Raw genomic sequence first — 20,715 nt, 5'->3', positions numbered from 1 at the left:
ATGCGCTTTGCCGTTCTCGGCAGCGGTAGCCAAGGGAACGGCACGCTGATCGCCAGCGCTGATACGTATGTGCTGGTGGATTGTGGTTTTTCCCTGCGGGAAACCGAAAAACGCCTGTTGCGCCTGGGTGTGAACCCGGCGCAACTGAGCGCGATACTCGTAACCCACGAACATGCCGACCACGTGCATGGCGTGGGTTTGCTGTCTCGGCGCTACAATCTTCCGGTCTACCTCAGTCGCGGCACACTGCGCGGGATGCGCAAACCGATCGAACCCGCAGGCTTTCTGGCCGGCGGCGAGCAACTGCAGATCGGCGCACTGAACATCGGGGTCATTGCCGTGGCCCATGATGCGCAAGAGCCGACACAGTATGTATTCAGTGATAACGAGCAGCGGCGCTTCGGCCTGCTGACCGACCTGGGTTCCTACTGCGAGCGGGTGCTGGACGGCTATCGGGATCTCGATGCGTTGATGATCGAGTCCAACCACTGCCGCGACATGCTGGCCCGTGGTCACTATCCGTACTTTCTCAAGCAACGGGTGGGCGGCGAGCTGGGACATTTGAACAACCATCAGGCGGCATTCCTGGTGGCCGAGTTGGGGTGGCAGGGCTTGCAGCATCTGGTTCTCGCCCACCTGAGCAGCAAGAACAACCTGCCGCAGCTGGCCCGGCAATGTTTCGTCGACACCCTCGGGTGCGACCCGGACTGGCTGCAACTGGCCGATCAAGATTCAGGGCTCGACTGGCGCCATATCGCCTAGCCCATCTACTTAGCAAGCGGAGCCCATCATGGAAAAACGTGAAGAACTCTACCGCGGCAAAGCCAAATCGGTTTACAAGACCGACGACGCTGACCGCTTGATCCTGCTGTTTCGCAACGACACCTCGGCGTTCGACGGCAAGCGCATCGAGCAGCTCGACCGCAAAGGCATGGTGAACAACAAGTTCAACGCCTTCATCATGCAGAAACTCGAAGCGGCCGGCATTCCGACCCAATTCGACAAACTGCTGGGCGACAACGAGTGCCTGGTGAAGAAACTCGACATGATCCCGGTCGAGTGCGTCGTGCGTAACTACGCCGCCGGCAGCCTGGTAAAACGCCTGGGCGTCGAAGAGGGCATGAAGCTCAACCCGTACACCTTCGAACTGTTCCTGAAGGACGACGCCAAGGGCGACCCGTTCATCAACGAATCCCACGTCGTGGCATTCGGCTGGGGCACCGCCGAGCAACTGGCGCGCATGAAAGAACTGTCGCTCAAGGTCAACGAAGTCCTGAGCAAACTGTTCGACGACGCCGGCCTGCTGCTGGTCGATTTCAAGCTTGAGTTCGGCGTGTTCAGCGACGGCTCCATCGTCCTGGGCGACGAGTTCAGCCCGGACGGCTGCCGTCTGTGGGACAAGGACACCAAGAAGAAAATGGACAAGGACCGCTTCCGCCAGGGCCTCGGTGATGTCATCGAAGCCTACGAAGAAGTCGCCAAGCGTCTGGGTGTACCGCTTTAATCGACGCAAGCATCTGATAGCACGGAGAAAATTTGCGAAAGAGGGTTTGCTTTCCGCAGAAGTGTTGTTATGATGCGCGCCGTTGGAGAGATGCCAGAGTGGCCGAATGGGACGGATTCGAAATCCGTTGTACCTTCACCGGTACCTAGGGTTCGAATCCCTATCTCTCCGCCATACATAGAAAAAGCCCCGTAGCTGAGAAGCTGCGGGGCTTTTTTGTAACTGCGGGTTTTATCGAGCACCCGCCTCAGTCACTCACGGTTGCGAGTGCCCCAGCTTCTGTTTGATCAGGTCATACACTTGCTTGTGCGTCGAGTTGCGCAGGGTGTTGTCCTTGCAAGCCGAGGCCAGGAAGGTTTTCACTTCGTCCCTGGCGTGCGGATAGAGGCTGGCGACGTAGTCGGCTTCGTGCGTTTGGGTGCAGTTGAAGTGCTTGTCGTCTTTCGCTTTGTCTCTAGCCATGGTGCGGCTCCTTTTTTGAGTTGAATGTCATGTGGCGGAACAGGGCTGGATCGCCCCATACGCTGAAGAGCGTAGGGGCGCAAAAGTGCTTCGCCAGTGGGTCGGGCAAAAAAGGAAGACGCTGTAGGAAGCGGCGCCATATCGGCTGGCGGGTCAGATCTCCTTCACCGGTGTCTCCGCCTGCACACCCTTGATCAATTCGATCACATGTAAACAATCGGCCTTGTTCACATACGACTCGCCACTGGCGATCGTCTCGTGGTTGCCCGCCCGCAGCCTCCAGCGCCATTGGCCTTTGCCGGTGCTCGGGGTGCCTCTGGATTGGCGGTAGATCTCGAAATACATTCAGTTCGCTCCTTGCGATGGTGTTTGCGACAACCTGTGTGGCGCATCGTCGCAAGCCTAGCGGAGCGAGTTTTTTTCGCTATCGGGCATTTGTTTCCAATCGTTGGCAGATGTTTCTGAAGAGTGCGGACTAGAGCGCACGCATCGGCGTCTGGATTGGCCAAAATGTCGCCAATTCCACCTTGCAAGGCTATCGGCGCTACTGCTTAATACGGGACGGCTCATGGCGTCGAAAATCTTCGACGACCGACAATCACTATAAAAAGAGCACTCCATTGACTGAGCACGGAACGCCACAGGCCACACGGGTCAGATTATCGCTGGTTGTCCCCGTTTTTAACGAGGAGGACAGTCTCAATGCATTCATCCTGCGCATTGACGAAGTGTTTCAGCATCAGCCGTCGATCGAGCTGGAGCTGGTGTTCGTCAATGACGGCAGCACTGATGCCACGCTAGAGCGGCTGCTGGAGCGTCAGCAGCACGACGCGCGTCTGCGGATCGTCGATCTGAGCCGCAATTTCGGCAAGGAGGCGGCGTTGTCCGCTGGCCTGCAGACTGCCTCCGGGCAAATCGTCGTCCCCATCGACGCCGACTTGCAGGACCCGCCCGAAGTCATCCTGCAAATGATCGAGCGTTGGCGCGAAGGCTATGAAGTGGTGCTCGGTCACCGCATCAGCCGCCGCAGCGACACCTGGGCCAAGCAGACTTCGGCGCACTGGTTCTATCGCCTGCACAACAAGATCGCCGAGCAACCGCTGCCGGAAAACGTCGGTGATTTTCGTCTGATGGATCGTTGCGTGGTCGATGCCTTGCTGACTTTGCCCGAGTCCCGGCGCTTCATGAAGGGCCTGTTCGCCTGGGTCGGTTTTCGGACTACCCACGTTGATTACGAGCGGCCCGAGCGCGTGGCGGGGCAGAGCAAATTCAACGGCTGGCGGCTGTGGAATTTTGCCCTGGAAGGCATCACCAGTTTCAGTACCGAACCGTTGCGGATCTGGACTTACATCGGCGCCGCGGTATCGCTGGTGTCCTTCGCCTTTGCCAGTTTTATTGTGCTGCGCACATTGATCTATGGTATCGACATGCCCGGTTATGCCTCGCTGATGGTGGCCGTGACGTTCCTCGGTGGCCTGCAATTGATTGGCATCGGCGTACTCGGCGAGTACCTCGGCCGCACTTATATCGAATCCAAACGCCGGCCGGTTTTTCTGGTGCGTCGCGTCTACGACCCCAAGGACTGAAACATGGATCTCAAGGAAACCGATATCCTCGGCGACAGCATCGGTGAGCATTGGTATTACTGCTCCAAAGCGGCGGCGACTCGGCGTCTGCTCGGTGATGCACCGATCACACGGATTCTCGACGTGGGTGCCGGCTCGGGTTTTTTCTCCCACCACCTGCTGACTCGAACCGCTGCGCGCGAGGCGTGGTGCGTCGACATCAGTTACCCCTCCGATTCCGATGCGACCACCGCCGGCAAACCGGTGCATTACCGCCGCGACATCGAAGCCGTCGACGCTGATCTGGTGCTGCTCATGGACGTCCTGGAGCATGTCGATGACGACCGCGGTCTGCTCAAGGCTTACGTCGACAAGGTGCCGTCCGGCAGCCGTTTTCTGATGACCGTGCCGGCCTTCCAATTCCTGTGGAGTGGTCACGATGACTTTCTCGAGCACAAGCGCCGTTACACCCTGCCACAGTTTGAAACCCTGGCCCGTGACGCCGGTTTGAGCGTGCAGCGCGGTGCCTACTATTTCGGCGCGGTGTTTCCAATCGCGGCGGCGTTGCGCTTGCTGCCCAAAGGGCCGCAGGCCGCAGCGCCGCAGTCTCAGCTCAAGCGCCATCATCCGCTGGTCAACGGCGTGCTCAAGACGCTGTGCAGTCTTGAACTGCCGTTGATGGGCCACAATCGTCTGGCCGGCCTGAGCGTGTTTGTGCTGGCGCAGAAACCGTGACCTCAAGCGACAGGAAAGCGCTGATCCAGCGCGGTCTGCGCTTTGCCGTGACCGGTCTGTTCGTCACCGCGCTGCATGCGCTGGTGGCGGTGCTGTTCATCAATTTCGTTGCGCCTCAACCGCCGCTGGCCAACGGTGTGGCGTTTGCCGTGGCGACGGTGGTGTCTTACGTGATCAACACCACCTGGAGTTTCTCGGCCCGACTGCACGGCAGAACATTGCTGCGATTTTTATCGGTATCGGCGTGCGGTTTTCTGATGGCGATGTTTGTCGCCTGGGCCGCGCAGATGGCCGGGTTGAATTATCTGTTGGGCATCGTCGCGGTGGCACTGACGATTCCAGCGTTCACCTTCGTCTTGCACAATTTCTGGACCTATCGATGAGCCCCGCGCCAAAGCATTCGGTACTTTCTTTACTGCCGCTGATGTTTGGTGCGCTGATGTTTTTTGTCGTGATCGGGCCGCAGGCGCTGGATCCGCAAAACATTGCCTGGCTGGAGCAGGGCGATCCAGCGACGCATTATCTGGGTTGGGAATTCTTTCGGCATTCGCCCTGGACGTTTCCGGTCGGACTCAACCCGTTCTATGGGCTGGAACTGGGCAGTTCGATTATTTTTTCCGACTCCAATCCGCTGTTGGCGCTGCTGTTCAAACCCTTCAGCGCATGGCTGCCGGAGACCTTTCAGTATTTCGGAATGTGGCTGCTTGCGTGTTTTGTACTGCAAGCCTGGTTCGCCTGGAAACTGCTCGGGCTGATAACCGCCCAGCCGCTGATTCGCTTGCTGGGCACCGCGTTGCTGGTGTTTTCGCCGCCAATGTTCCTGCGCATGGGCGGACACCTTTCCCTTGCCGGACATTTTCTGATCCTCGCCGCACTGTATCTGGCCCTCCTGCCGAATCTGCATCGTCGCCGTCTGGCGTGGGGCACGCTATTGGCGGTGACAGCGTTGGTGCATGCGTACTTGCTGGCGATGGTCGCGCTGATCTGGGTGGCGGATCTGCTCGGCAAGACGTTCAGCCAACAATTGACCCGTCGCCAGAGTCTGATTGAAGGTGTGACGCTCTTCGCCCTGGTGAGTGTGTGTTGCTGGCAGGCAGGCTACTTTGCCATTGCCGATGGCGCGGCCTCCGGAGGTTTCGGTCTGTACCGAATGAATCTGCTGTCGCCCGTCGACCCGGCGGGCTGGTCGTTGATCCTGCCTGATCTGCCGAAGGCCAGTGGCGACTACGAAGGTTTCAATTACCTCGGCCTGGGCGTGCTGTTGTTGGCGCCGCTGTCGTTGATTGCCTGGCTGAGGAACAGGCAGGCCGTGAGCAATGAACTACGTGCCAGGCCCTGGCTGTTGCTGGCATTGTTTGGCCTGTTCCTGTTTGCCCTTTCAAACCAGATCGGAGTCGGCGCATGGACGGCTCACTACCCGCTGCCGAAAAAAATCATCGGCCTGGCGAATATCTTTCGTGCGTCGGGACGAATGTTCTGGCCCGTGTTCTATGCGCTGAGCCTGGCCCTGATTTTCCTGGTGGTGCGCGGTTATCGTCCGCGCGTGGCCATCGCTTTGCTGGCGTTGGCGGTGACGGTGCAAGTGGTCGACACCCGTAACGGCTGGATGGGCCTGAGGCAGGGCAAAACGGTCGCGCCAGCCTCGGTCTGGAGCACGCCGATGCAGGATCCATTCTGGGCCAGCGCGGCTGCGCATTACGCCAAGGTGCGTATTCTGCTGCCGCAGAATCAGCCGGATCGCTGGCAGATGGTGGCCGGTTTCGCAGCCACCCACGGCATGAAAACCGACGCAGTCTATCTGGGGCGCATGAGTACATCGGCGACGGCCGAGGCCCAACAGAAGGCTCGAGGCATGCTTGAGTCAGGTCAGTACGACACGGACTCGCTGTACATCCTCGACGATGAGGTGGTGCAGGCAGCCGCCAAAAGCATCAACAGCGACACCGACCTGCTGACACGAGTGGATGGCGTGGTAGTGCTCGCACCTGGCTGGAAACGTTGTGCGCAATGCCTGTCCGTCCATGATGAAGGACGGCAGATGTCGCTGATTCCACTTCTTCAACCCGGGCAGGCGCTGACGTTCAATCATAAAGCGCGGCAACTGGCCGACGGCTGGTCGACGCCGGAGAACTGGGGCACATGGTCACAAGGGCAGCGGGCGCAAATCGTTTTGCGGGTGTCGCCGCAAGCGCGTTCAATCGTCATCGATGCGTTGGCATTCATCCAGCCACAACACCCTGGCCAGCGGGTCATTGTGAGCTTGAATAGCCAGCAGGTGCTGTCCACGCAACTGACGCAATTCCAGGCTAACCGTCTGGACATTCCGATCAGTGCTGCGCTCAGTCAACGCCTGAAGGACGATGATCGACTGACGATCGAGCTGCAACTGCCGGACGCCATCAGTCCGCAGCAGTTGGGGCTCAACGACGATACAAGGGTCATGGCCCTTGGCATCAGGCAACTGACGGTAGATTGAGCCATCGTGGTGATGGACGCCGTACCCAAGGCCTTTCTACACTGCCCTCCAGTCTGGGACCGGGGGGCAATGGATGAATCGAAATGAATTACGCAAGGCCGACATCAACCTGATGGTGGTGTTCGAGACCTTGATGCTCGAACGCAACGTGACCCGGGCGGCGGAAAAGCTGTTTCTCGGCCAGCCGACCATCAGTTCGGCGCTCAATCGCTTGCGCGCGATGTTCAACGATCCGCTGTTTATCCGCGTCGGCCATCGCATGGAGCCGACTGCCCGGGCCGAGGAACTGTTCAAATACCTGTCGCCGGCCCTCGACTCACTGTCTGTGGCCCTGAGCCTGACCCACGACTTCGATCCGGCCGTGAGTAACATGACGTTTCGCATCGGCCTGTCCGATGACGTCGAGTTCGGTCTGTTGCCTCCGTTGTTGCGGGCGCTGCGCCAAGAGGCACCGAGCGTAGTGTTCGTGGTGCAACACGTCGACTACTGGCGCATCCCCGACCTGCTGGCCGCCGGCGACATCACCGTCGGCATCAGCCAGACCCGGGGCCTGCCGGCCAATGCCAAGCGCAAACTGCTGCGGCATATCCAGCCGAGCATCCTGCGCGCCGATGCCTCCGATTCGCCGCTGACCCTCGATGAATACTGCGCACGTCCGCACGTGCTGGTGTCGCATACGGCCAACATCAGCGGCTATGCCGATGAATGGCTCGCGGAAATCGGTCGTACCCGGCATGTGGTGTTGTCGGTGCCGCAATACAGCGCGCTGCCGGCGTTGCTGGCCGGCACCGACTTGATCGCCAGCCTGCCGGACTACACCGCCGAAGCCATGGCTGCCTCCGGGCTGCTGTTCAAGGAACCGTTCCCGTTCAAAACGCCGATGCTGGATCTGTCGATGGTCTGGCTCAGCCATGTCGACAGCGATCCGGCCGAGCGCTGGCTGCGCTCGCGGCTTGAGGCGTTCATGAGTGAACGGCCACTGACCGCGCCCTGACCCCCAACACAAATCTCTTGTAGGAGTGAGCCTGCTCGCGATGAGGGGGTGTCGGCCGACATTGCTGTTGTCTGACACCACGCCATCGCGAGCAGGCTCACTCCTACAAGGGTTTGCGTTCGTCCGGTCCGCCTGCTTTGCTCAATGGCAATGACCTCGGCTGGAGGCTTGTCCGATGAGCATTTCCCGTTCGTTGCTGCGTGGGCGCGGCAGTCTCGACAGTGGCAAGGTCGGCATGGTCGAGCTGTTTTTCGATCTGGTGTTTGTGTTTGCCGTGACTCAGCTCTCGCATTCGCTGCTCGCGCATTTGTCGATCCTGGGCGCGGTGCAGGTGGCGCTGTTGATGGTCGCGGTGTGGTGGGTGTGGATTTTTACCTCGTGGATCACCAACTGGCTCGACCCGGAAAAGTTGCCGATTCGCCTTGGCCTGTTCGGGCTGATGATCGCCGGTCTGTTGCTGTCGTCCTCGATCCCCAAGGCCTTCACTGAGCGCGGGCTGATGTTTGCCGCGGCGTTCGTGTTCATGCAGGTCGGGCGCACGCTGTTTGCGATCTGGGCGGTGCGCGGCGAGTCGTTGAGCATGACCCGCAACTTCCAGCGAATTCTGGCGTGGTTGATGCTTTCCGCAGTGTTCTGGATCGCCGGAGCCTTTCTCGACGGACAGCAGCGTCTACTGTGCTGGACGCTGGCGCTGTTGATCGAGCTGATCTCGCCTTCGCTGTATTTCTGGGTGCCGGGACTGGGGCGTTCGTCGTTGAGCGACTGGAACGTCGAAGGCAACCACATGGCCGAGCGTTGCGCACTGTTCGTGATCATCGCTCTGGGCGAGTCGTTGCTGGTCACCGGTGCGACTTTTGCCGAACTGACGCTGAGCCTCACCGGGGTCATCGCGTTTCTGGTGGCGGTACTGGGCAGCATCGGCATGTGGTGGGTGTACTTCGACAGCGGCGCCGAGCGCGCCCATCACCGCATCGCGCATTCGAGCGACCCGGGGCGCCAGGCGCGCATCGCCTACACCTACCTGCATGTGCTGATTGTTGCCGGGGTGATTGTCAGTGCGGTGGCCGACGAACTGGTGCTGGTGCATCCGGATCACGCCAGTGACGCCGGGATCCTGGTGATCGTGGGCGGGCCTTGGCTGTTTCTGTTGGGCAATGCGCTGTTCAAGTGGGTCATGTCCGACCGGCCGCTGCCGCCCTTGTCGCATGTGGCGGGGCTGGTGTTGCTCGCGCTGGCACTGCCGCTGGCGTTGCACCAATGGGTTTCGGCGTTGATGCTCGGGGCGCTGACCACGGCGATCGTGGTGCTCGTTGCGCTGTGGGAAAGCCTGGCATTGCGTCAGACACCGGCCTCGATAACCGCAGAAAAAGCCGCAGGAGAGTAGGGCGGTGCTGTGGTATACGTACGACCTTTCTGCCGACTGACTGGAGCACTTGAATGCCACACCTGCATTTGGAATACACCGCCAATCTGCCGCAACTCAATGCCGACATGGCGTTGATCCGGCTCAACAATACGCTGGTGGGTTCTGGTCAGTTCGCAGCGGAATTCGACATCAAGAGTCGCGCAGTCAAAGTCGAAACCTTCAAGGTCGGCACCGGTATGGGCGAGCGCGCCTTCGTTCATGTGAAGCTGGCGCTGCTCAGCGGTCGTTCGCCACAGGTCAAGAAGCAGCTCTCGGAGAGCCTGCTGGCGGTGTTGCAGGATCTGTGCGAGTGGCCGGCCGGGGTCGAAGTGCAACTGTGTGTGGAGTTGCTCGATATCGACCGCGATTCCTACACCAAGACCGCCATCGGCGTGTAGGAATCAGGCCGCTTCCAGCTCACTGCACACCTTGATCACCTGCTCGCGCAGCCAGACGTTGGCGCTGTCCTGATCGGCGCTCTGGCTCCACTGCATGTCGAGGGTGAACCCCGGCAGGCCGTTTGGCGCCTCGCAGTGATTGAACACCGCGTCGTTGGTCAGCAGGCGCTGGATGCGCCGGGGTAGGGTGAGGATGAAGTCGGTCCCGGTAATCATCTTCAATGCCGCGCTGTAGCTGTTGGAGCGCGCGACGATCTGCCGCTTTTGCGCCTGACGCGCCAGCCAGCCGTCGACCATGTTGGTGGTGGAGGTCCACGGTGTCGGGAACACGTGCCGCCGTTCGGTGAAGGCCTGCAGACTCAGCCGCGGTTCCAGCGGCGTGGCGCGTTTGTCGGAGACACAGACCAGATCATCTTCCAGCAGCATTCGCGACTTGAGGTCGGTGTGGCTGCGGTGGAAGTTGGGACCGAAACAGATCACCAGATCGAGGCTGCCGTCGCGCAATTCGTCGGCAGGCACGTCGGTCTCGAACTTGTGCATGTTGACCACCACCGGCAAATCGTCGAAGTCGAAACGCTTCAACAGGCGCGGCAACACCAGTTGCTCGAAGTATTCCGGGGCGCAGATATTGAAGGTCACCGCTTGCCGGGTCGGATCGAAGACCGGGGCGCCGGCGTGGCACAGGTTGATGCTTTCGAGGATCTTCTGCACATGGCCGTACATGGTGCCGGCCTTGTAGGTAGGACGCATGCCCGTGCGGGTGTTGATGAACAGCTCGTCTTCGAAACTGGTGCGCAGTTTTTTCAGGCAGTAGCTGACAGTGGACTGGCTGACGCACAGTGTCTCCGAGACATCCGTGACGCTGCTTTGCTCATACACGGCGATAAACACCATGAGGTCCTGCATGTCGAGCTTTCGAAGCAAGTTACTGTTCAGCATCCGTTCCGTCTCGCTGTGCTCCTTGCGCTGAATCCGCGCAAACGTGTGCGCATGATCGTAGCGGAACGATGGTGCCAGGACAAAGCCCTGTAGGACGTTTCAATGTCGCCAGTGGGACAGAAACTTTTAGCAACACGACGTCGGCAAATAAACCGCAAAAAGATGGCAACAGGCCTCTAGCCCGGCGATGGCATTTGGTTCAGCGGATGTGTCGGGCGTAGTGCCGAGGGTCAAAGCGCAGGACTATCAGCAACATCATCACCATCACTGCAGTCAGCGACCACCAGGCCCATTCGAAGCTGCCGAGCTGGTCGCGGATCATTCCGGCCAGCAGCGGCGAAAGCCCGGCGATCAAGTAGCCGATGCCTTGCACGAACGCGGTCAGGCTGCCGGCACGCTGCGGGTGGTCGAGGTGATCGAGCGAGACGATCAGGCTCATCGGAAACAAGCCGCCAATCCCCAGCCCCAGCAGGCACGGCCACAGCAGGCTGAGGTGTTGCGGGCTGAGGATCAGTCCGCAGAAGCCGCCGATGATCAGCAGCAACAACCCTGCCAGAACTGCCCGTCGATCACGGCTGCGGTTAGCGATGGCCGGCGTCACCAGCCCGGAAATCACCTCCATGGCCGTCAGAAAACCCAACAGCAAACCGGCGTGCTGTTCGCTCCAGCCTTGTTCCACGTAGTACGGCGCCAGCCAGGCGAGTACGCAGGTGTAGGACGCCGTGCCGAGGCCGAAGAAGATAGCGAGCAGCCAGGCGCGGGGATTACGCGTGAAGGATTGTTTTCCTACAGGGGTGTTCTGGATGGATGACGGGGGCGACTGTGTCCACCAGACCAGCAACGCGAGCAAGGCCAGTGCTGCCCAGATCGCCAGGCCTGTGCGCCAGCTGCCGGTCTGCACCAGCACCAGTGGCGAAAATGAGGCGGCCAGCGCGGCGCCGCCCATGATCGACGTGACATACAGGCCCATGCACAGCGCCACGTGGTCAGGGAAACGTAATTTGATCAGCGCGGGCATCAAGGCCTGAATCAGGGCGATACCCATTCCGGCCAGCACCGCGCTGCCAATCAACTGCGGTGCCGAATCGAGCACCAGTCGCGACAGTGTCGCCAGACCGATAATCCATAGCGACACGATCACCGTGCGTTGCTCGCCCAGCCGGCGGCTGATGCCGATGCCGAAAAACATCGCCAGCCCCATCGCCATCACCGGCAGCATGGTCAGCAGCGAAGCGACGCTGAAGCTCAGCGGGATATCGCCGCGAATCGCCGACAGCAACGGCCCGACGGCGGCCATGGAGGGGCGCAGATTGAGCGCGACGAGGATGATGCCGATCATCAGCCAGACAGCGGGACGGGAGGTAGCGCGGACGTTTTCCATCGGTAGACTCTGGATTGCGGAGGCTATCGATTAGGCCGCGGCCACGCGGTGCGGACAAATCAGATTTCCCGAGTGTTATTTAAAAACTAAATACTGCTCTCCTGGTAACGCGACATGGATCGTTACGCTCGGATTAATCTTGCGAACCTCGCTGTAAGACTATTCTTTCTCTCTGGCAGGACATTTCGTTACAGCTCTGGCCCAGCGCAGGCGCGTAAAACGCCGGCGGCGATATATACTGCGCGCCATTCTTCAAGGGAGAGCCGTGTGGCCATCGATATTCACTGGATTCGCGACAACGAAAGCCTCGCGCAGTTTTGCGCCGAGTGGCAGCAGCTGCCGTTCGTTGCCCTCGACACCGAATTCATGCGGGTCGACACCTTCTACCCGATTGCCGGTTTGTTGCAGGTCGGCGACGGCAAACGCGCCTACCTGATCGATCCGCTGACCATCGACGCCTGGCAACCGTTGGCGGCGTTGCTGGAAAATCCGGCGGTGCTCAAAGTCCTGCACGCCTGCAGCGAAGACCTCGAAGTGCTGTTGCGTCTGACCGGCAGCCTGCCGGCGCCGCTGTTCGATACTCAATTGGCAGCGGCCTACCTGAACCTCGGGTTCTCGATGGGCTATTCGCGGCTGGTGCAGGAAGTGCTCGGTATCGAGCTGCCGAAGGGCGAAACCCGTTCCGACTGGTTGCAGCGCCCGTTGTCCGACACTCAAGTCAGCTACGCCGCCGAAGATGCGGTGCATCTGGCGGAAGTTTTCGTACAGCTGCGACCGAAACTGTCCGACGACAAATTCGCCTGGGTGCTGGAGGATGGCGCCGAACTGGTGGCTAACCTGCGCCGCGAGACCGACCCATACGAGGTCTATCGCGAGGCCAAACTGGCGTGGAAACTGTCCCGTGCGCAACTGGCTGTGCTGCGTGAGCTCTGCGCCTGGCGTGAGCGTGAAGCCCGCGCGCGCAATCTGCCGCGCAACCGCATCGTCCGTGAACATTCGCTGTGGCCGCTGGCCCGCACGCAGCCGGACAACCTCGCCGCGCTGGGCAAGATCGAAGACATGCACCCGCGTACCGTGCGTCAGGACGGCGAATTTCTGCTTGATCTGATCAAGCGCTCTGGCAGTGTGGGGCCTGATCAATGGCCGCCAGCGGTGCCGGAGCCATTGCCGGTCGAAGCGGCGGCGCTGATCAAGCAACTGCGCGCCCTCGGCCAGGCCGAGGCCGAACGCCTGGGCATCGCGCCGGAACTGATGCTGCGCAAGAAAACCCTCGAAGCGCTGGTCAAAAGCGGCTTCCCCGAGGGCCCTTATCAATTGCCTGAGTCGCTGCGTGGCTGGCGCCGCGAACTCATGGGCCAGAAGCTGCTGGACAGCCTGGCCACCGCCGGAGAACAGCCTTGAAACGTATTTGCTCCATTTACCAAAGCTCGAAGAAACCCGGGATGTATCTTTACGTGCTCAAGAGCGATGCTCTGGAGCGCGTGCCCGAAGCGCTGATGGCGGCCTTCGGCAAGGCGAAGCATTCCTTTGACCTGGTGCTGACCCCTGAGCGCACGCTGGCGCGCGAGGACATCGTCGTGGTCCTGGAAAACCTCGACAAGCAGGGCTATCACCTGCAAATGCCACCGGCCGAGGACGAGTACATCGAACACCTGCCCGAAGAGTTGCTGCGACGCAACGACCCGGTCTGATCTGCGAGGCCCTGTTCTGGGCCTCTTGCCACCCTGGAACTGATTTTACGGCGACGACCGCCACGAAGGAGCACGGCTCTTTCGGCGGTTGCCTGCACGGTTTGCGAAAGGTTTGAAGATGCGCGTTCTGATTGCTGAACACGACCACGCGGTGTACGCCCGGCTGCTGCGTCAGGCGGCCCCCGAACTTGAAGTACTGACCAGTGGCGACTCTGCCGAACTGGCCCGTCAGGCTGCCGATTGCCCGGTGTGGCTGGGGCAGCCGGATCTGCTGGCGACCCTGCTGCGTCAGGGCCACCAGCCGCAATGGCTGCAATCGACCTGGGCCGGCATCACGCCGCTGCTCGCCGACGGCTTGCGCCGCGATTACCGCCTGACCCGTGCGGTGGGAATCTTCGGTCAGGTGATGGCCGAATACGTGCTGACCTACATGCTCGGTCACGAGCGGGAAGTGCTGGCGCGCCTGGTCAGCCAGGTCGAGCGCAAGTGGGACAATCGCACCGGCCAGAGTCTGGTCGGGCGCAAGGTGCTGATCGTCGGCACCGGCGATATCGGCCAGAGCGTGGCGCAGTTCCTGTTGCCGTTTGGCGTCGAGCTGTACGGCATCGCCAGCAGCGCGCGCGAGCAGGCGCCGTTCGTCGAGGTCGGCTCGATGGCGGATCTGCCACGGCTGGTGGGCGCGGTCGATTACGTGGTCAATCTGCTGCCGAATACCGAGCACACCCACGACATTTACGACGCGGCGCTGTTCAAGCAATTCAAGCCGACCGGGCTGTTCATCAACGTCGGACGCGGCGTGGCAGTGGTTGACGCGGATCTGGTGGAAGCCTTGAAGGAAGGGCATCTGGCGGGCGCAGTGATCGACGTCTGCCGTCAGGAGCCGTTGCCGCAACGCCATCCGTTCTGGACCGCCTGGGGCTTGTTGCTCACCGGGCACAGCTCGGCACCGACGTCGCCGGCGTTGATGGTGCAATTGTTTGTCGAGAATCTGAAGGCGTATCAGGCGGGTGAAGCGTTGCGCGGGGAAGTGGATTTCAACCGCGGATATTAAATCCACCGCGATACGTGTAGGAGTGAGCCTGCTCGCGATGAGGGTGTGTCAGTCGACATTGATGTTGTCTGACACACCCTCATCGCGAGCAGGCTCACTCCTACAGTGGTTTTTGCATGCTGGCTTACAGGGTGAAGTTGCCTTCAGCCACCAACTCGCTCAGCGGACGACGCGGGCTCGGCGTTTCACGGGCCTGCAGGTACTCGGCCAGCGTTGCCTTGTCGCCCAGCTTGCCGACAGCGACCGCCGCGTGCAGCGCATAACCTTCCGGAATATTCAGCTCCTTGCGGGTCAGCTCCTGATCGAAACCGGCCATGCCGTGGGTGTGCCAGCCGCTGATGCTCGCTTGCAGCGCCAGGTGGCCCCAGGCCGAACCGGTGTCGAAGGTGTGCCACAGCGCCGGGGTTTCTTCGCTGGCGCCGGGGGCGGTGAAGGTGGTTTTCGAAATCACGATCACCAATGCCGATGCGTGCTGCGCCCAGCTGCGGTTGAACTCGTTCAGCAGACCCAGGAAGCGCTCCCAGTTCGGCGTATCCCGACGCGCGTACAGAAAGCGCCACGGCTGCGAGTTGTAGGCCGATGGCGCCCAGCGTGCGGCTTCGAAGAAGCTCAGCAGGGTTTCTTCCGGGATCGCTTCGCCGGTGAAGGCGCGGGGCGACCAGCGCTCGGTGAACTGCGGGTGAATGGCGTAATCGGCAACGCGAGGGTTGGCACTCATCGAAAGATTCCTTGCTGTGTTTGAGTCATGAATTCGTGGCAAAACCCTACTGGGCGGCGATTCGCCTGACAAGCGGGATTTACCGACAGTCGCCAGCGCTTGGCCCGCAAGGCCGTGGGCACTAGACTGGCGGCCTTTACACCACCTGATGTTGATGCTTGAGCCATGGCCGCCAAAGTCGAACCGTTCTGGAAACGCAAAACCCTCGATCAACTGGATCACGAGGAATGGGAATCGCTGTGCGACGGCTGCGGTCTGTGCTGCCTGCAGAAACTCGAGGATGAAGAAGACAACAGCGTCTATTACACACGCATCGCCTGCAAACTGCTGGACCTGAAAACCTGCCAGTGCAGCGATTACCCGAATCGCATCAAGTTTGTCCCGGACTGCATCCAGCTCACTCCGGGCCAGGCCGAAGAATTCAAATGGCTGCCGCCGACCTGCGGTTATCGCCTGGTCAGCGAAGGCAAGGACCTGCCGCTGTGGCACCACCTGGTGTGCGGCGACCGTGACGCGGTGCACCACGAACGGATTTCCCAGTCCGGGCGCATGCTCGCCGAAGGCAGCGTGCCGGAGGATGACTGGGAAGATCACCTGATTTTCCGCGCCGGTTAAGCACCAAGGGTTCCAGGATTCAACAAGGAGTGTGTATGGCTGGGGGATTGCTGCGGGCATCGCTGATCGGTCTGCTGGCGCTAAGCGCGCCAGTGTGGGCGGCAAAGAAAGTCGATCTGGATTACCACGTACGCCTGCTGCCGCAAAGCGATCAGGCCGAAGTACGACTGACCCTGGCGAAAGGCGAAGCGGTGCGCAGTCTCGATTTCGACCTCGGCGACGGCAGCCACTACAGCGACTTCAAGGCCGACGGCCAGTGGCAGTTGACCCCGGGCAAGCAGGCACGTGGCCTGTGGCGTCCGAGCGGCGACAAGGCCAGCCTGACTTACCGCGTCAGCATCAGCCACGGCCGCAAGAGCGGCAGCTTCGACACGCGCATGACCCCGAACTGGGCTTTGCTGCGCGGTGATGACCTGGTGCCGCCGGCCAGGCTCGATCAGCAGGATGGCGTCGAGCTGGTGTCGCGCCTGCAATTCGAACTGCCCAACGGCTGGCAAAGCGTCGAAACCGCCTGGCCGCGTATCGGCAAGAACAAATTCCGCATCGACAATCCCTCACGGCTGTTCGACCGCCCGACCGGCTGGATGCTCGCCGGGCACCTCGGCAGCCGCCGCACGCGCCTGGGCGAAACCGAAGTCACCGTGGCCTCGCCGCAAGGGCAGGGCATGCGCCGCATGGATGTGCTGACCTTGCTGACGTTCGTCTGGCCGCAGGTGCAAGCGGTCTATCCCCGGCATCCGAAAAAACTGCTGATCGTCGGCGCCAACGACCCGATGTGGCGCGGCAGTCTCGGTGCGCACGAATCGATCTACATCAACACGCGGCTGCCACTGGTCAGCGAAAGCGGCAGCAGTGCGCTGGTGCGTGAGCTGGCGCAGGTGTTCGGCCGGATCAGCGACGAGCATCGCAGCGACTGGATCAGTGAAGGGTTTGCCGAGTATTACGCGATCGAACTGGTGCGCCGTGCCGGTGGCATGAGCGATGAGCGCTATCAGGCGTTACAGGAGAAATTGATTAGGGAAAGTCAGAAAGTCACGACCCTGCGCGGCGAGCAGATCAGCCCGGCGCAAGTTGCCAAAGCGGTGGTTGTGCTGCAGGAACTCGATCGCGAGATTCGCTTGAAGACGCGCAACAAGCGTTCGCTGGATGATGTGTTGCGCGGGGCGATGCATCTCGGGACTGTTGACACCAAGGCATTTGTGCAACTGGCCGAGAGTGTTCTGGGCGAATCCTCGAAAGTTCTCGATAGCGCATTGCTTCAGTAATACCGCCTTCGCGAGCAAGCCCGCTCCCACATTTGATCGCATTCCAACTGACGGAATCCGGTTCAATGTGGAAGCGGGCTTGCTCGCGAAGAGGCCGGAAGCCTCAACGAAAATCTCGAATCAACCCCCGGCTTTTGGTGATTTCACCGATGATCGCATTCCAACTGACGGAACCCGGTTCAATGTGGGAGCGGGCTTGCTCGCGAAGAGGCCAGAAGCCTCAACGAAAATCTCGAATCAAACGCCGGCTTTCGGTGATTTCACCGATGATCGCATTCCAACTGACGGAATCCGGTTCAATGTGGGAGCGGGCTTGCTCGCGAAGAGGCCAGAAGCCTCAACGAAGATCTCGAATCAAACCCCGGCTTTTGGTGATTTCACTGAATCATTACCAGTCACTGTGACCGTGCTGGTCGCTGCCTCGGCATTGGCCTTGAGCTTGCTCAGTTCTTCCCCGGCCCGTTCGATCTTCGCCCGGACGTTGTTCATGTCCTCGCGGCTTTTTTCCAGCAGGCTTTTCATCGAGCTGTGCCCGGTGATGCCACGGGCCATTGCCACGCCGCCAATCGCCACCTGAATCAGACCGAACAGGCCGCCACGGCGCAGGCCCTTGCCGACCATGATCACGCCACCGGCCAGCGAGCCGATGCGCTCCCAGCCCTGTACGTTCTGCTCGGTCGGGCTCTGGAACGGGGTGGAATCGATACGTTGGACGCGTTTGAGTTCGGTCATGATCTGTCTCCCAGGCAATGTGCAATAGATAGATAAGCTGACTGCCGCAGCGGCCGGCTCGTTCCATCGAATGTGCGACGTTTCAGCGGAATTTCGGCCCGGAGCGAGTATTCAGGCCCTTGGCCATGCGGTCGTAGAGCACGACGTTGACCGTGGCCGCCAGATTCATGCAGCCGGTGGTCGGGATGTACACGACGTCTTCGCACCAGTCGCGGATCTCTTTATCCAGCGAGCCGTCTTCCGGGCCGAAGATGTACAGCGCGCGATCCGGATGGGTGTATTCCGGCAGCGGGCGGGCGCCCTCGACCAGTTCCACGGCGACCGGGACGCAGTTGAGCGGAAGGATCTTTTTCAGATCGTCGATGCCGATCAGCGGGATGTCGTAGTGCACGCGCTTGGTGTCGGTGACGAAATCGGCGGCGCGTTCATAACGCTTGCCGGTGTAAAACACCGACGCCACGCCGTAACAGCCTGCGGCGCGCATCACCGAACCGACGTTCTCCGGTGATTTGGGGTTGTACAAACCAATGCAGCTGTAACGTTTGTCTGCCACGAGCGGGGTGCCTTCGGGAAAAAGAGGGCGATTATACGGGGATTGGGCAGTTGTGGTCAGATCAAGGATTACCGGTGCCCGAACGGCCGCCTTCGCGAGCAAGCTCGCTCCCACAGTGGTTTTGTGTATGACACCGATCCAGTGTGGGAGCGAGCTTGCTCGCGAAGGGGCCAGTCGGGCCAATGAAGAACTTTAATCTTCTTTCTTCATCAGCCCGGCGAGGGCGGCAAAGGGGTTATGCGTGGCCTTGGCGATTTTTGGCGTGCTCAGCGAGCCGTCGCCGAAATATTGCTGGTCGGTGTACCGCGAGTGTTCGTTGTCGTGGCAATACAGGCACAACAGTTCCCAGTTCGAGCCATCCTGCGGGTTGTTGTCGTGGTTGTGATCGCGGTGGTGCACGGTCAGTTCGCTCAGACGCTTGCCGGAAAACTCACGGGCGCAGCGGCCGCAGACGTGCGGATACATCTTCAGGGCCTTGTCGCGGTAGCCCATTTCCTTGTCGCGCTGGTTGTCGGCAAGGATGCGATCGAGCTTCGACGTGTTGGTCGGGGTGGACGAACTCATGGGTTCACCTTTGTAAAAAAGACTAATGACGGTTATGTGCAGAGTTTAGCTCAGCCCTTAAGCTTCTCGGCAATCCAGATCGTGTGGCGGGTGCCCTTGTTGCCGTGGGCGAAAACCTGCACTTCCTCGGCCTTGAAACCGGCCTTCTTCAATTTGTCGGAAAACTGCCGGTCGGCGCTGGCCGACCATACCGCCAGCACGCCCTTGGGCCGCAAGGCTTTGGCGCAGGCGTTAAGACCAGCGGCCGAGTACAGCCAGCTGTTGGCCTTCTGCGTCAGGCCTTCGGGGCCGTTGTCGACGTCGAGCATGATCGCGTCGAAGCCGTTCGGCTCGCTTTGCAACACTTTGGCCACGTCGTCCTGACGGATCACCGTGCGCGGATCGAGCAACGGTCGCCCGGACTTTTCACCGAGCGGCCCACGGTTCCACTCGACCACGCCGGGCACCAGTTCGGCGACCACCACTTCGGCACCCTTGCCCAGATGTTTGAGCGCCGAGGCAAGGGTGAAACCCATGCCCAGACCGCCGATCAACACTCGCGAATTCGGCCGGCCGGCGACCTTGCGGCAAGGGATCTCGGCCAGTGCATCTTCCGAACCGTGCATGCGCGTGTTCATCAATTGCCCGCCGTCGCCGCCCTGAATCTTGATGACAAAATCCTCGCCATACTCGAACAGGCACAGAGCGCCACCGTTGTCAGGGATCGGCGTGGTGTCGAGCAGAACGAAACGTTTCATGGAAATCTCTACAAAGGGGAAGGCAAGCAGGCCCGTTGGGAGTAGCCTGAGCGCAGACTAAAGGCCAAACGGAGCCCTTGATGAAGCGCACCATTCTAACGGTCATTGCCCTGGCCGCGCTCTCGATTACTGCAGTGCAGGCGCAGCAGACCATTCCGGTCAGCCCGACGCCGCAACCCGGCTCACCCGGCACCGCCACGCCGACGCCGTATCCGCAAATCACCCCGATCAGCGCACCGAAGGCCGGTGCCGGCAGTGGCAGCCCGCCGCTGGTGCCGATCGAAATGCCTAGCCCGCCGAGCAAGGATCAAGCGGTGCAGGGCATCGAACCGAGCGGCACCAAGGTCAAATCCCCGGGCGGTTAAATCTGTTGCGCCGCGAGTTGGCCGTCAGCCATGCGCAGGCGCTTGGACAGGGACACGGCAAGGGCGCGGATGATCTTGGCGGCGATCTTCGGTGCGTCGTTGAGCATCTTTTCCAGCGAATCCTTGCCCAGGTTGAGCAACTGACAGTTGCTCGCCGCGACGCAGGTCGCCGAACGGCGCTCACCATCCAGCACCGCCATTTCACCGAACGCCCGACCGCTGCGCAGGGTGGCCATGGTGATGACCTGACCGTCGGGGCCAGTCTTCTGCACGGCGACCTGACCGGTGTGGAGGATGCACATGAAACTGCCGGCATCGCCCTCACGGAAAATCGCTTCGCCCTCCGCCACGGTACTGATGCTGAAGTAGCCCGAGGCTGCGGCAAAGTCCGCCAGTTGCAATTGATCGAACAGGCCACAGTCCATCAGCCAGTCGCGAATTTCGTTGTTCAGCAGGGTGGGTTCTGACATGTCATTGCGGTCTTTATTGTTTTCACTGATTCCAGGCTTACACCGTCCCCTGTAGGAGCTGCCGCAGGCTGCGATCTTTTGATTTTGATTTTTGA

The 20,715-nt window shown here is 60.6% G+C and carries 25 protein-coding genes and 1 tRNA gene; 16 read left to right on the top strand and 10 right to left on the bottom strand.

Going from position 1 to position 20,715, the window contains the following annotated elements; genetic code table 11:
- From AC27VU_RS09660 to AC27VU_RS09650, 3 genes are all read left to right on the top strand, one after another.
- Positions 1 to 762 carry an MBL fold metallo-hydrolase gene (locus AC27VU_RS09660; protein ID WP_102354439.1) on the top strand — a complete coding sequence of 254 codons (762 nt, stop codon included), beginning with the start codon at positions 1 to 3 and terminating at the stop codon, positions 760 to 762.
- Positions 763 to 790: 28 nt separating this feature from the next.
- Positions 791 to 1,504, top strand: coding sequence for a phosphoribosylaminoimidazolesuccinocarboxamide synthase (gene purC, locus AC27VU_RS09655; protein WP_003222578.1), 714 nt, complete (start codon positions 791 to 793; stop codon positions 1,502 to 1,504).
- Positions 1,505 to 1,588: 84 nt separating this feature from the next.
- A tRNA-Ser gene (locus tag AC27VU_RS09650) sits at positions 1,589 to 1,678 on the top strand.
- 81 nt (positions 1,679 to 1,759) lie between these two features.
- Here the strand turns inward: AC27VU_RS09650 and AC27VU_RS09645 are convergent.
- Positions 1,760 to 1,966 (bottom strand): hypothetical protein, encoded by a 207-nt coding sequence (locus AC27VU_RS09645; protein WP_003222579.1) that lies wholly within the window; start codon positions 1,964 to 1,966, stop codon positions 1,760 to 1,762.
- A 153-nt stretch (positions 1,967 to 2,119) separates the two neighbouring features.
- Positions 2,120 to 2,311, bottom strand: a complete 192-nt coding sequence (locus AC27VU_RS09640; RefSeq protein WP_003222582.1) for a YegP family protein — start codon at positions 2,309 to 2,311, stop codon at positions 2,120 to 2,122.
- A 275-nt stretch (positions 2,312 to 2,586) separates the two neighbouring features.
- Between AC27VU_RS09640 and AC27VU_RS09635 the strand changes: the two genes are divergently transcribed.
- The 7 genes from AC27VU_RS09635 to AC27VU_RS09605 all read left to right on the top strand — a co-directional run bounded on the left by AC27VU_RS09635 (position 2,587) and on the right by AC27VU_RS09605 (position 9,539).
- A complete protein-coding gene (locus tag AC27VU_RS09635; protein ID WP_488723936.1) occupies positions 2,587 to 3,552 on the top strand; it encodes a glycosyltransferase family 2 protein in 966 nt (321 codons plus the stop codon).
- A gap of 3 nt (positions 3,553 to 3,555) precedes the next feature.
- The gene (locus AC27VU_RS09630) at positions 3,556 to 4,266 is read left to right on the top strand and encodes a class I SAM-dependent methyltransferase (protein ID WP_488723935.1); all 711 of its coding nucleotides are present in this window, start codon (positions 3,556 to 3,558) and stop codon (positions 4,264 to 4,266) included.
- Positions 4,263 to 4,649, top strand: coding sequence for a GtrA family protein (locus AC27VU_RS09625; RefSeq protein WP_488723934.1), 387 nt, complete (start codon positions 4,263 to 4,265; stop codon positions 4,647 to 4,649). The genes AC27VU_RS09630 and AC27VU_RS09625 overlap by 4 nt, the downstream gene beginning before the upstream one ends.
- Complete coding sequence (locus AC27VU_RS09620; RefSeq protein ID WP_488723933.1) at positions 4,646 to 6,742, top strand: DUF6311 domain-containing protein; 2,097 nt, start codon at positions 4,646 to 4,648, stop codon at positions 6,740 to 6,742. Before AC27VU_RS09625 ends, AC27VU_RS09620 begins: the two co-directional genes overlap by 4 nt.
- Before the next feature lie 73 nt (positions 6,743 to 6,815).
- Entirely contained in the window at positions 6,816 to 7,736 is a 921-nt protein-coding gene (locus AC27VU_RS09615) for a LysR substrate-binding domain-containing protein (RefSeq protein ID WP_103485624.1), read from the top strand.
- A 175-nt stretch (positions 7,737 to 7,911) separates the two neighbouring features.
- Positions 7,912 to 9,120, top strand: coding sequence for a low temperature requirement protein A (locus AC27VU_RS09610; protein WP_488723932.1), 1,209 nt, complete (start codon positions 7,912 to 7,914; stop codon positions 9,118 to 9,120).
- Between the two features lie 53 nt (positions 9,121 to 9,173).
- Positions 9,174 to 9,539, top strand: a complete 366-nt coding sequence (locus tag AC27VU_RS09605) for a 5-carboxymethyl-2-hydroxymuconate Delta-isomerase (RefSeq protein WP_488723931.1) — start codon at positions 9,174 to 9,176, stop codon at positions 9,537 to 9,539.
- 3 nt (positions 9,540 to 9,542) lie between these two features.
- On the opposite strand, the gene AC27VU_RS09600 is transcribed toward AC27VU_RS09605, so the two are convergent.
- Both AC27VU_RS09600 and AC27VU_RS09595 read right to left on the bottom strand, forming a co-directional pair.
- Entirely contained in the window at positions 9,543 to 10,478 is a 936-nt protein-coding gene (locus AC27VU_RS09600; protein WP_488723930.1) for a LysR family transcriptional regulator, read from the bottom strand.
- Positions 10,479 to 10,677: 199 nt separating this feature from the next.
- Positions 10,678 to 11,859, bottom strand: coding sequence for a cyanate transporter (locus AC27VU_RS09595; protein WP_488723929.1), 1,182 nt, complete (start codon positions 11,857 to 11,859; stop codon positions 10,678 to 10,680).
- A gap of 267 nt (positions 11,860 to 12,126) precedes the next feature.
- Here AC27VU_RS09595 and rnd point away from each other — a divergent pair, with 267 nt between their 5' ends.
- The 3 genes from rnd (at position 12,127) to AC27VU_RS09580 (ending at position 14,601) form a co-directional block, all read left to right on the top strand.
- A complete protein-coding gene (gene rnd, locus AC27VU_RS09590; RefSeq protein ID WP_103485622.1) occupies positions 12,127 to 13,260 on the top strand; it encodes a ribonuclease D in 1,134 nt (377 codons plus the stop codon).
- On the top strand, positions 13,257 to 13,550 hold the full coding sequence (locus tag AC27VU_RS09585; RefSeq protein WP_201138480.1) for a YcgL domain-containing protein: 294 nt from the start codon (positions 13,257 to 13,259) through the stop codon (positions 13,548 to 13,550). Before rnd ends, AC27VU_RS09585 begins: the two co-directional genes overlap by 4 nt.
- 118 nt (positions 13,551 to 13,668) lie before the next feature.
- Positions 13,669 to 14,601, top strand: a complete 933-nt coding sequence (locus AC27VU_RS09580; RefSeq protein WP_003222601.1) for a D-2-hydroxyacid dehydrogenase — start codon at positions 13,669 to 13,671, stop codon at positions 14,599 to 14,601.
- 124 nt (positions 14,602 to 14,725) lie between these two features.
- Here the strand turns inward: AC27VU_RS09580 and AC27VU_RS09575 are convergent, their stop codons facing one another.
- Complete coding sequence (locus tag AC27VU_RS09575) at positions 14,726 to 15,319, bottom strand: nitroreductase family protein (protein WP_003222603.1); 594 nt, start codon at positions 15,317 to 15,319, stop codon at positions 14,726 to 14,728.
- A 165-nt stretch (positions 15,320 to 15,484) separates the two neighbouring features.
- Between AC27VU_RS09575 and AC27VU_RS09570 the strand changes: the two genes are divergently transcribed.
- Both AC27VU_RS09570 and AC27VU_RS09565 read left to right on the top strand, forming a co-directional pair.
- Entirely contained in the window at positions 15,485 to 15,934 is a 450-nt protein-coding gene (locus AC27VU_RS09570; protein WP_003222605.1) for a YcgN family cysteine cluster protein, read from the top strand.
- Positions 15,935 to 15,969: 35 nt separating this feature from the next.
- On the top strand, positions 15,970 to 17,199 hold the full coding sequence (locus tag AC27VU_RS09565) for a hypothetical protein (RefSeq protein ID WP_488723928.1): 1,230 nt from the start codon (positions 15,970 to 15,972) through the stop codon (positions 17,197 to 17,199).
- Positions 17,200 to 17,553: 354 nt separating this feature from the next.
- Here AC27VU_RS09565 and AC27VU_RS09560 read toward each other — a convergent pair whose 3' ends face one another.
- The 4 genes from AC27VU_RS09560 to AC27VU_RS09545 all read right to left on the bottom strand — a co-directional run bounded on the left by AC27VU_RS09560 (position 17,554) and on the right by AC27VU_RS09545 (position 19,785).
- Positions 17,554 to 17,931, bottom strand: coding sequence for a YgaP family membrane protein (locus tag AC27VU_RS09560; RefSeq protein ID WP_488723927.1), 378 nt, complete (start codon positions 17,929 to 17,931; stop codon positions 17,554 to 17,556).
- An 82-nt stretch (positions 17,932 to 18,013) separates the two neighbouring features.
- The gene (locus AC27VU_RS09555; RefSeq protein WP_007911337.1) at positions 18,014 to 18,484 is read right to left on the bottom strand and encodes an RNA methyltransferase; all 471 of its coding nucleotides are present in this window, start codon (positions 18,482 to 18,484) and stop codon (positions 18,014 to 18,016) included.
- Positions 18,485 to 18,676: 192 nt separating this feature from the next.
- Positions 18,677 to 19,048 (bottom strand): YajD family HNH nuclease, encoded by a 372-nt coding sequence (locus AC27VU_RS09550; RefSeq protein WP_003222612.1) that lies wholly within the window; start codon positions 19,046 to 19,048, stop codon positions 18,677 to 18,679.
- Between the two features lie 50 nt (positions 19,049 to 19,098).
- A complete protein-coding gene (locus tag AC27VU_RS09545) occupies positions 19,099 to 19,785 on the bottom strand; it encodes a spermidine synthase (RefSeq protein ID WP_003222615.1) in 687 nt (228 codons plus the stop codon).
- Positions 19,786 to 19,865: 80 nt separating this feature from the next.
- Here AC27VU_RS09545 and AC27VU_RS09540 point away from each other — a divergent pair, with 80 nt between their 5' ends.
- Positions 19,866 to 20,150, top strand: a complete 285-nt coding sequence (locus AC27VU_RS09540; RefSeq protein ID WP_473019029.1) for a superantigen-like protein SSL4 — start codon at positions 19,866 to 19,868, stop codon at positions 20,148 to 20,150.
- Here AC27VU_RS09540 and AC27VU_RS09535 read toward each other — a convergent pair.
- A complete protein-coding gene (locus tag AC27VU_RS09535) occupies positions 20,147 to 20,620 on the bottom strand; it encodes a cyclic nucleotide-binding domain-containing protein (RefSeq protein ID WP_103484422.1) in 474 nt (157 codons plus the stop codon). The two genes, AC27VU_RS09540 and AC27VU_RS09535, sit on opposite strands and share 4 nt — an antisense overlap.
- Positions 20,621 to 20,715: the final 95 nt, after the last annotated feature.

This window comes from Pseudomonas sp. 14P5.3.2 (genome assembly GCF_057799175.1).
This window is presented reverse-complemented; position numbering and strand designations above follow the sequence as displayed.

Excerpts from the sequence above, each read along its gene's own strand:
- AC27VU_RS09660 (WP_102354439.1), top strand. The coding sequence starts at position 1 with ATGCGCTTTGCCGTTCTCGGCAGCGGTAGCCAAGGGAACGGCACGCTG.
- purC (WP_003222578.1), top strand. The coding sequence starts at position 791 with ATGGAAAAACGTGAAGAACTCTACCGCGGCAAAGCCAAATCGGTTTAC.
- AC27VU_RS09645 (WP_003222579.1), bottom strand. The coding sequence starts at position 1,966 with ATGGCTAGAGACAAAGCGAAAGACGACAAGCACTTCAACTGCACCCAA.
- AC27VU_RS09640 (WP_003222582.1), bottom strand. The coding sequence starts at position 2,311 with ATGTATTTCGAGATCTACCGCCAATCCAGAGGCACCCCGAGCACCGGC.
- AC27VU_RS09630 (WP_488723935.1), top strand. The coding sequence starts at position 3,556 with ATGGATCTCAAGGAAACCGATATCCTCGGCGACAGCATCGGTGAGCAT.
- AC27VU_RS09620 (WP_488723933.1), top strand. The coding sequence starts at position 4,646 with ATGAGCCCCGCGCCAAAGCATTCGGTACTTTCTTTACTGCCGCTGATG.
- AC27VU_RS09615 (WP_103485624.1), top strand. The coding sequence starts at position 6,816 with ATGAATCGAAATGAATTACGCAAGGCCGACATCAACCTGATGGTGGTG.
- AC27VU_RS09610 (WP_488723932.1), top strand. The coding sequence starts at position 7,912 with ATGAGCATTTCCCGTTCGTTGCTGCGTGGGCGCGGCAGTCTCGACAGT.
- AC27VU_RS09605 (WP_488723931.1), top strand. The coding sequence starts at position 9,174 with ATGCCACACCTGCATTTGGAATACACCGCCAATCTGCCGCAACTCAAT.
- AC27VU_RS09600 (WP_488723930.1), bottom strand. The coding sequence starts at position 10,478 with ATGCTGAACAGTAACTTGCTTCGAAAGCTCGACATGCAGGACCTCATG.
- AC27VU_RS09595 (WP_488723929.1), bottom strand. The coding sequence starts at position 11,859 with ATGGAAAACGTCCGCGCTACCTCCCGTCCCGCTGTCTGGCTGATGATC.
- AC27VU_RS09580 (WP_003222601.1), top strand. The coding sequence starts at position 13,669 with ATGCGCGTTCTGATTGCTGAACACGACCACGCGGTGTACGCCCGGCTG.
- AC27VU_RS09575 (WP_003222603.1), bottom strand. The coding sequence starts at position 15,319 with ATGAGTGCCAACCCTCGCGTTGCCGATTACGCCATTCACCCGCAGTTC.
- AC27VU_RS09570 (WP_003222605.1), top strand. The coding sequence starts at position 15,485 with ATGGCCGCCAAAGTCGAACCGTTCTGGAAACGCAAAACCCTCGATCAA.
- AC27VU_RS09565 (WP_488723928.1), top strand. The coding sequence starts at position 15,970 with ATGGCTGGGGGATTGCTGCGGGCATCGCTGATCGGTCTGCTGGCGCTA.
- AC27VU_RS09560 (WP_488723927.1), bottom strand. The coding sequence starts at position 17,931 with ATGACCGAACTCAAACGCGTCCAACGTATCGATTCCACCCCGTTCCAG.
- AC27VU_RS09550 (WP_003222612.1), bottom strand. The coding sequence starts at position 19,048 with ATGAGTTCGTCCACCCCGACCAACACGTCGAAGCTCGATCGCATCCTT.
- AC27VU_RS09545 (WP_003222615.1), bottom strand. The coding sequence starts at position 19,785 with ATGAAACGTTTCGTTCTGCTCGACACCACGCCGATCCCTGACAACGGT.
- AC27VU_RS09540 (WP_473019029.1), top strand. The coding sequence starts at position 19,866 with ATGAAGCGCACCATTCTAACGGTCATTGCCCTGGCCGCGCTCTCGATT.
- AC27VU_RS09535 (WP_103484422.1), bottom strand. The coding sequence starts at position 20,620 with ATGTCAGAACCCACCCTGCTGAACAACGAAATTCGCGACTGGCTGATG.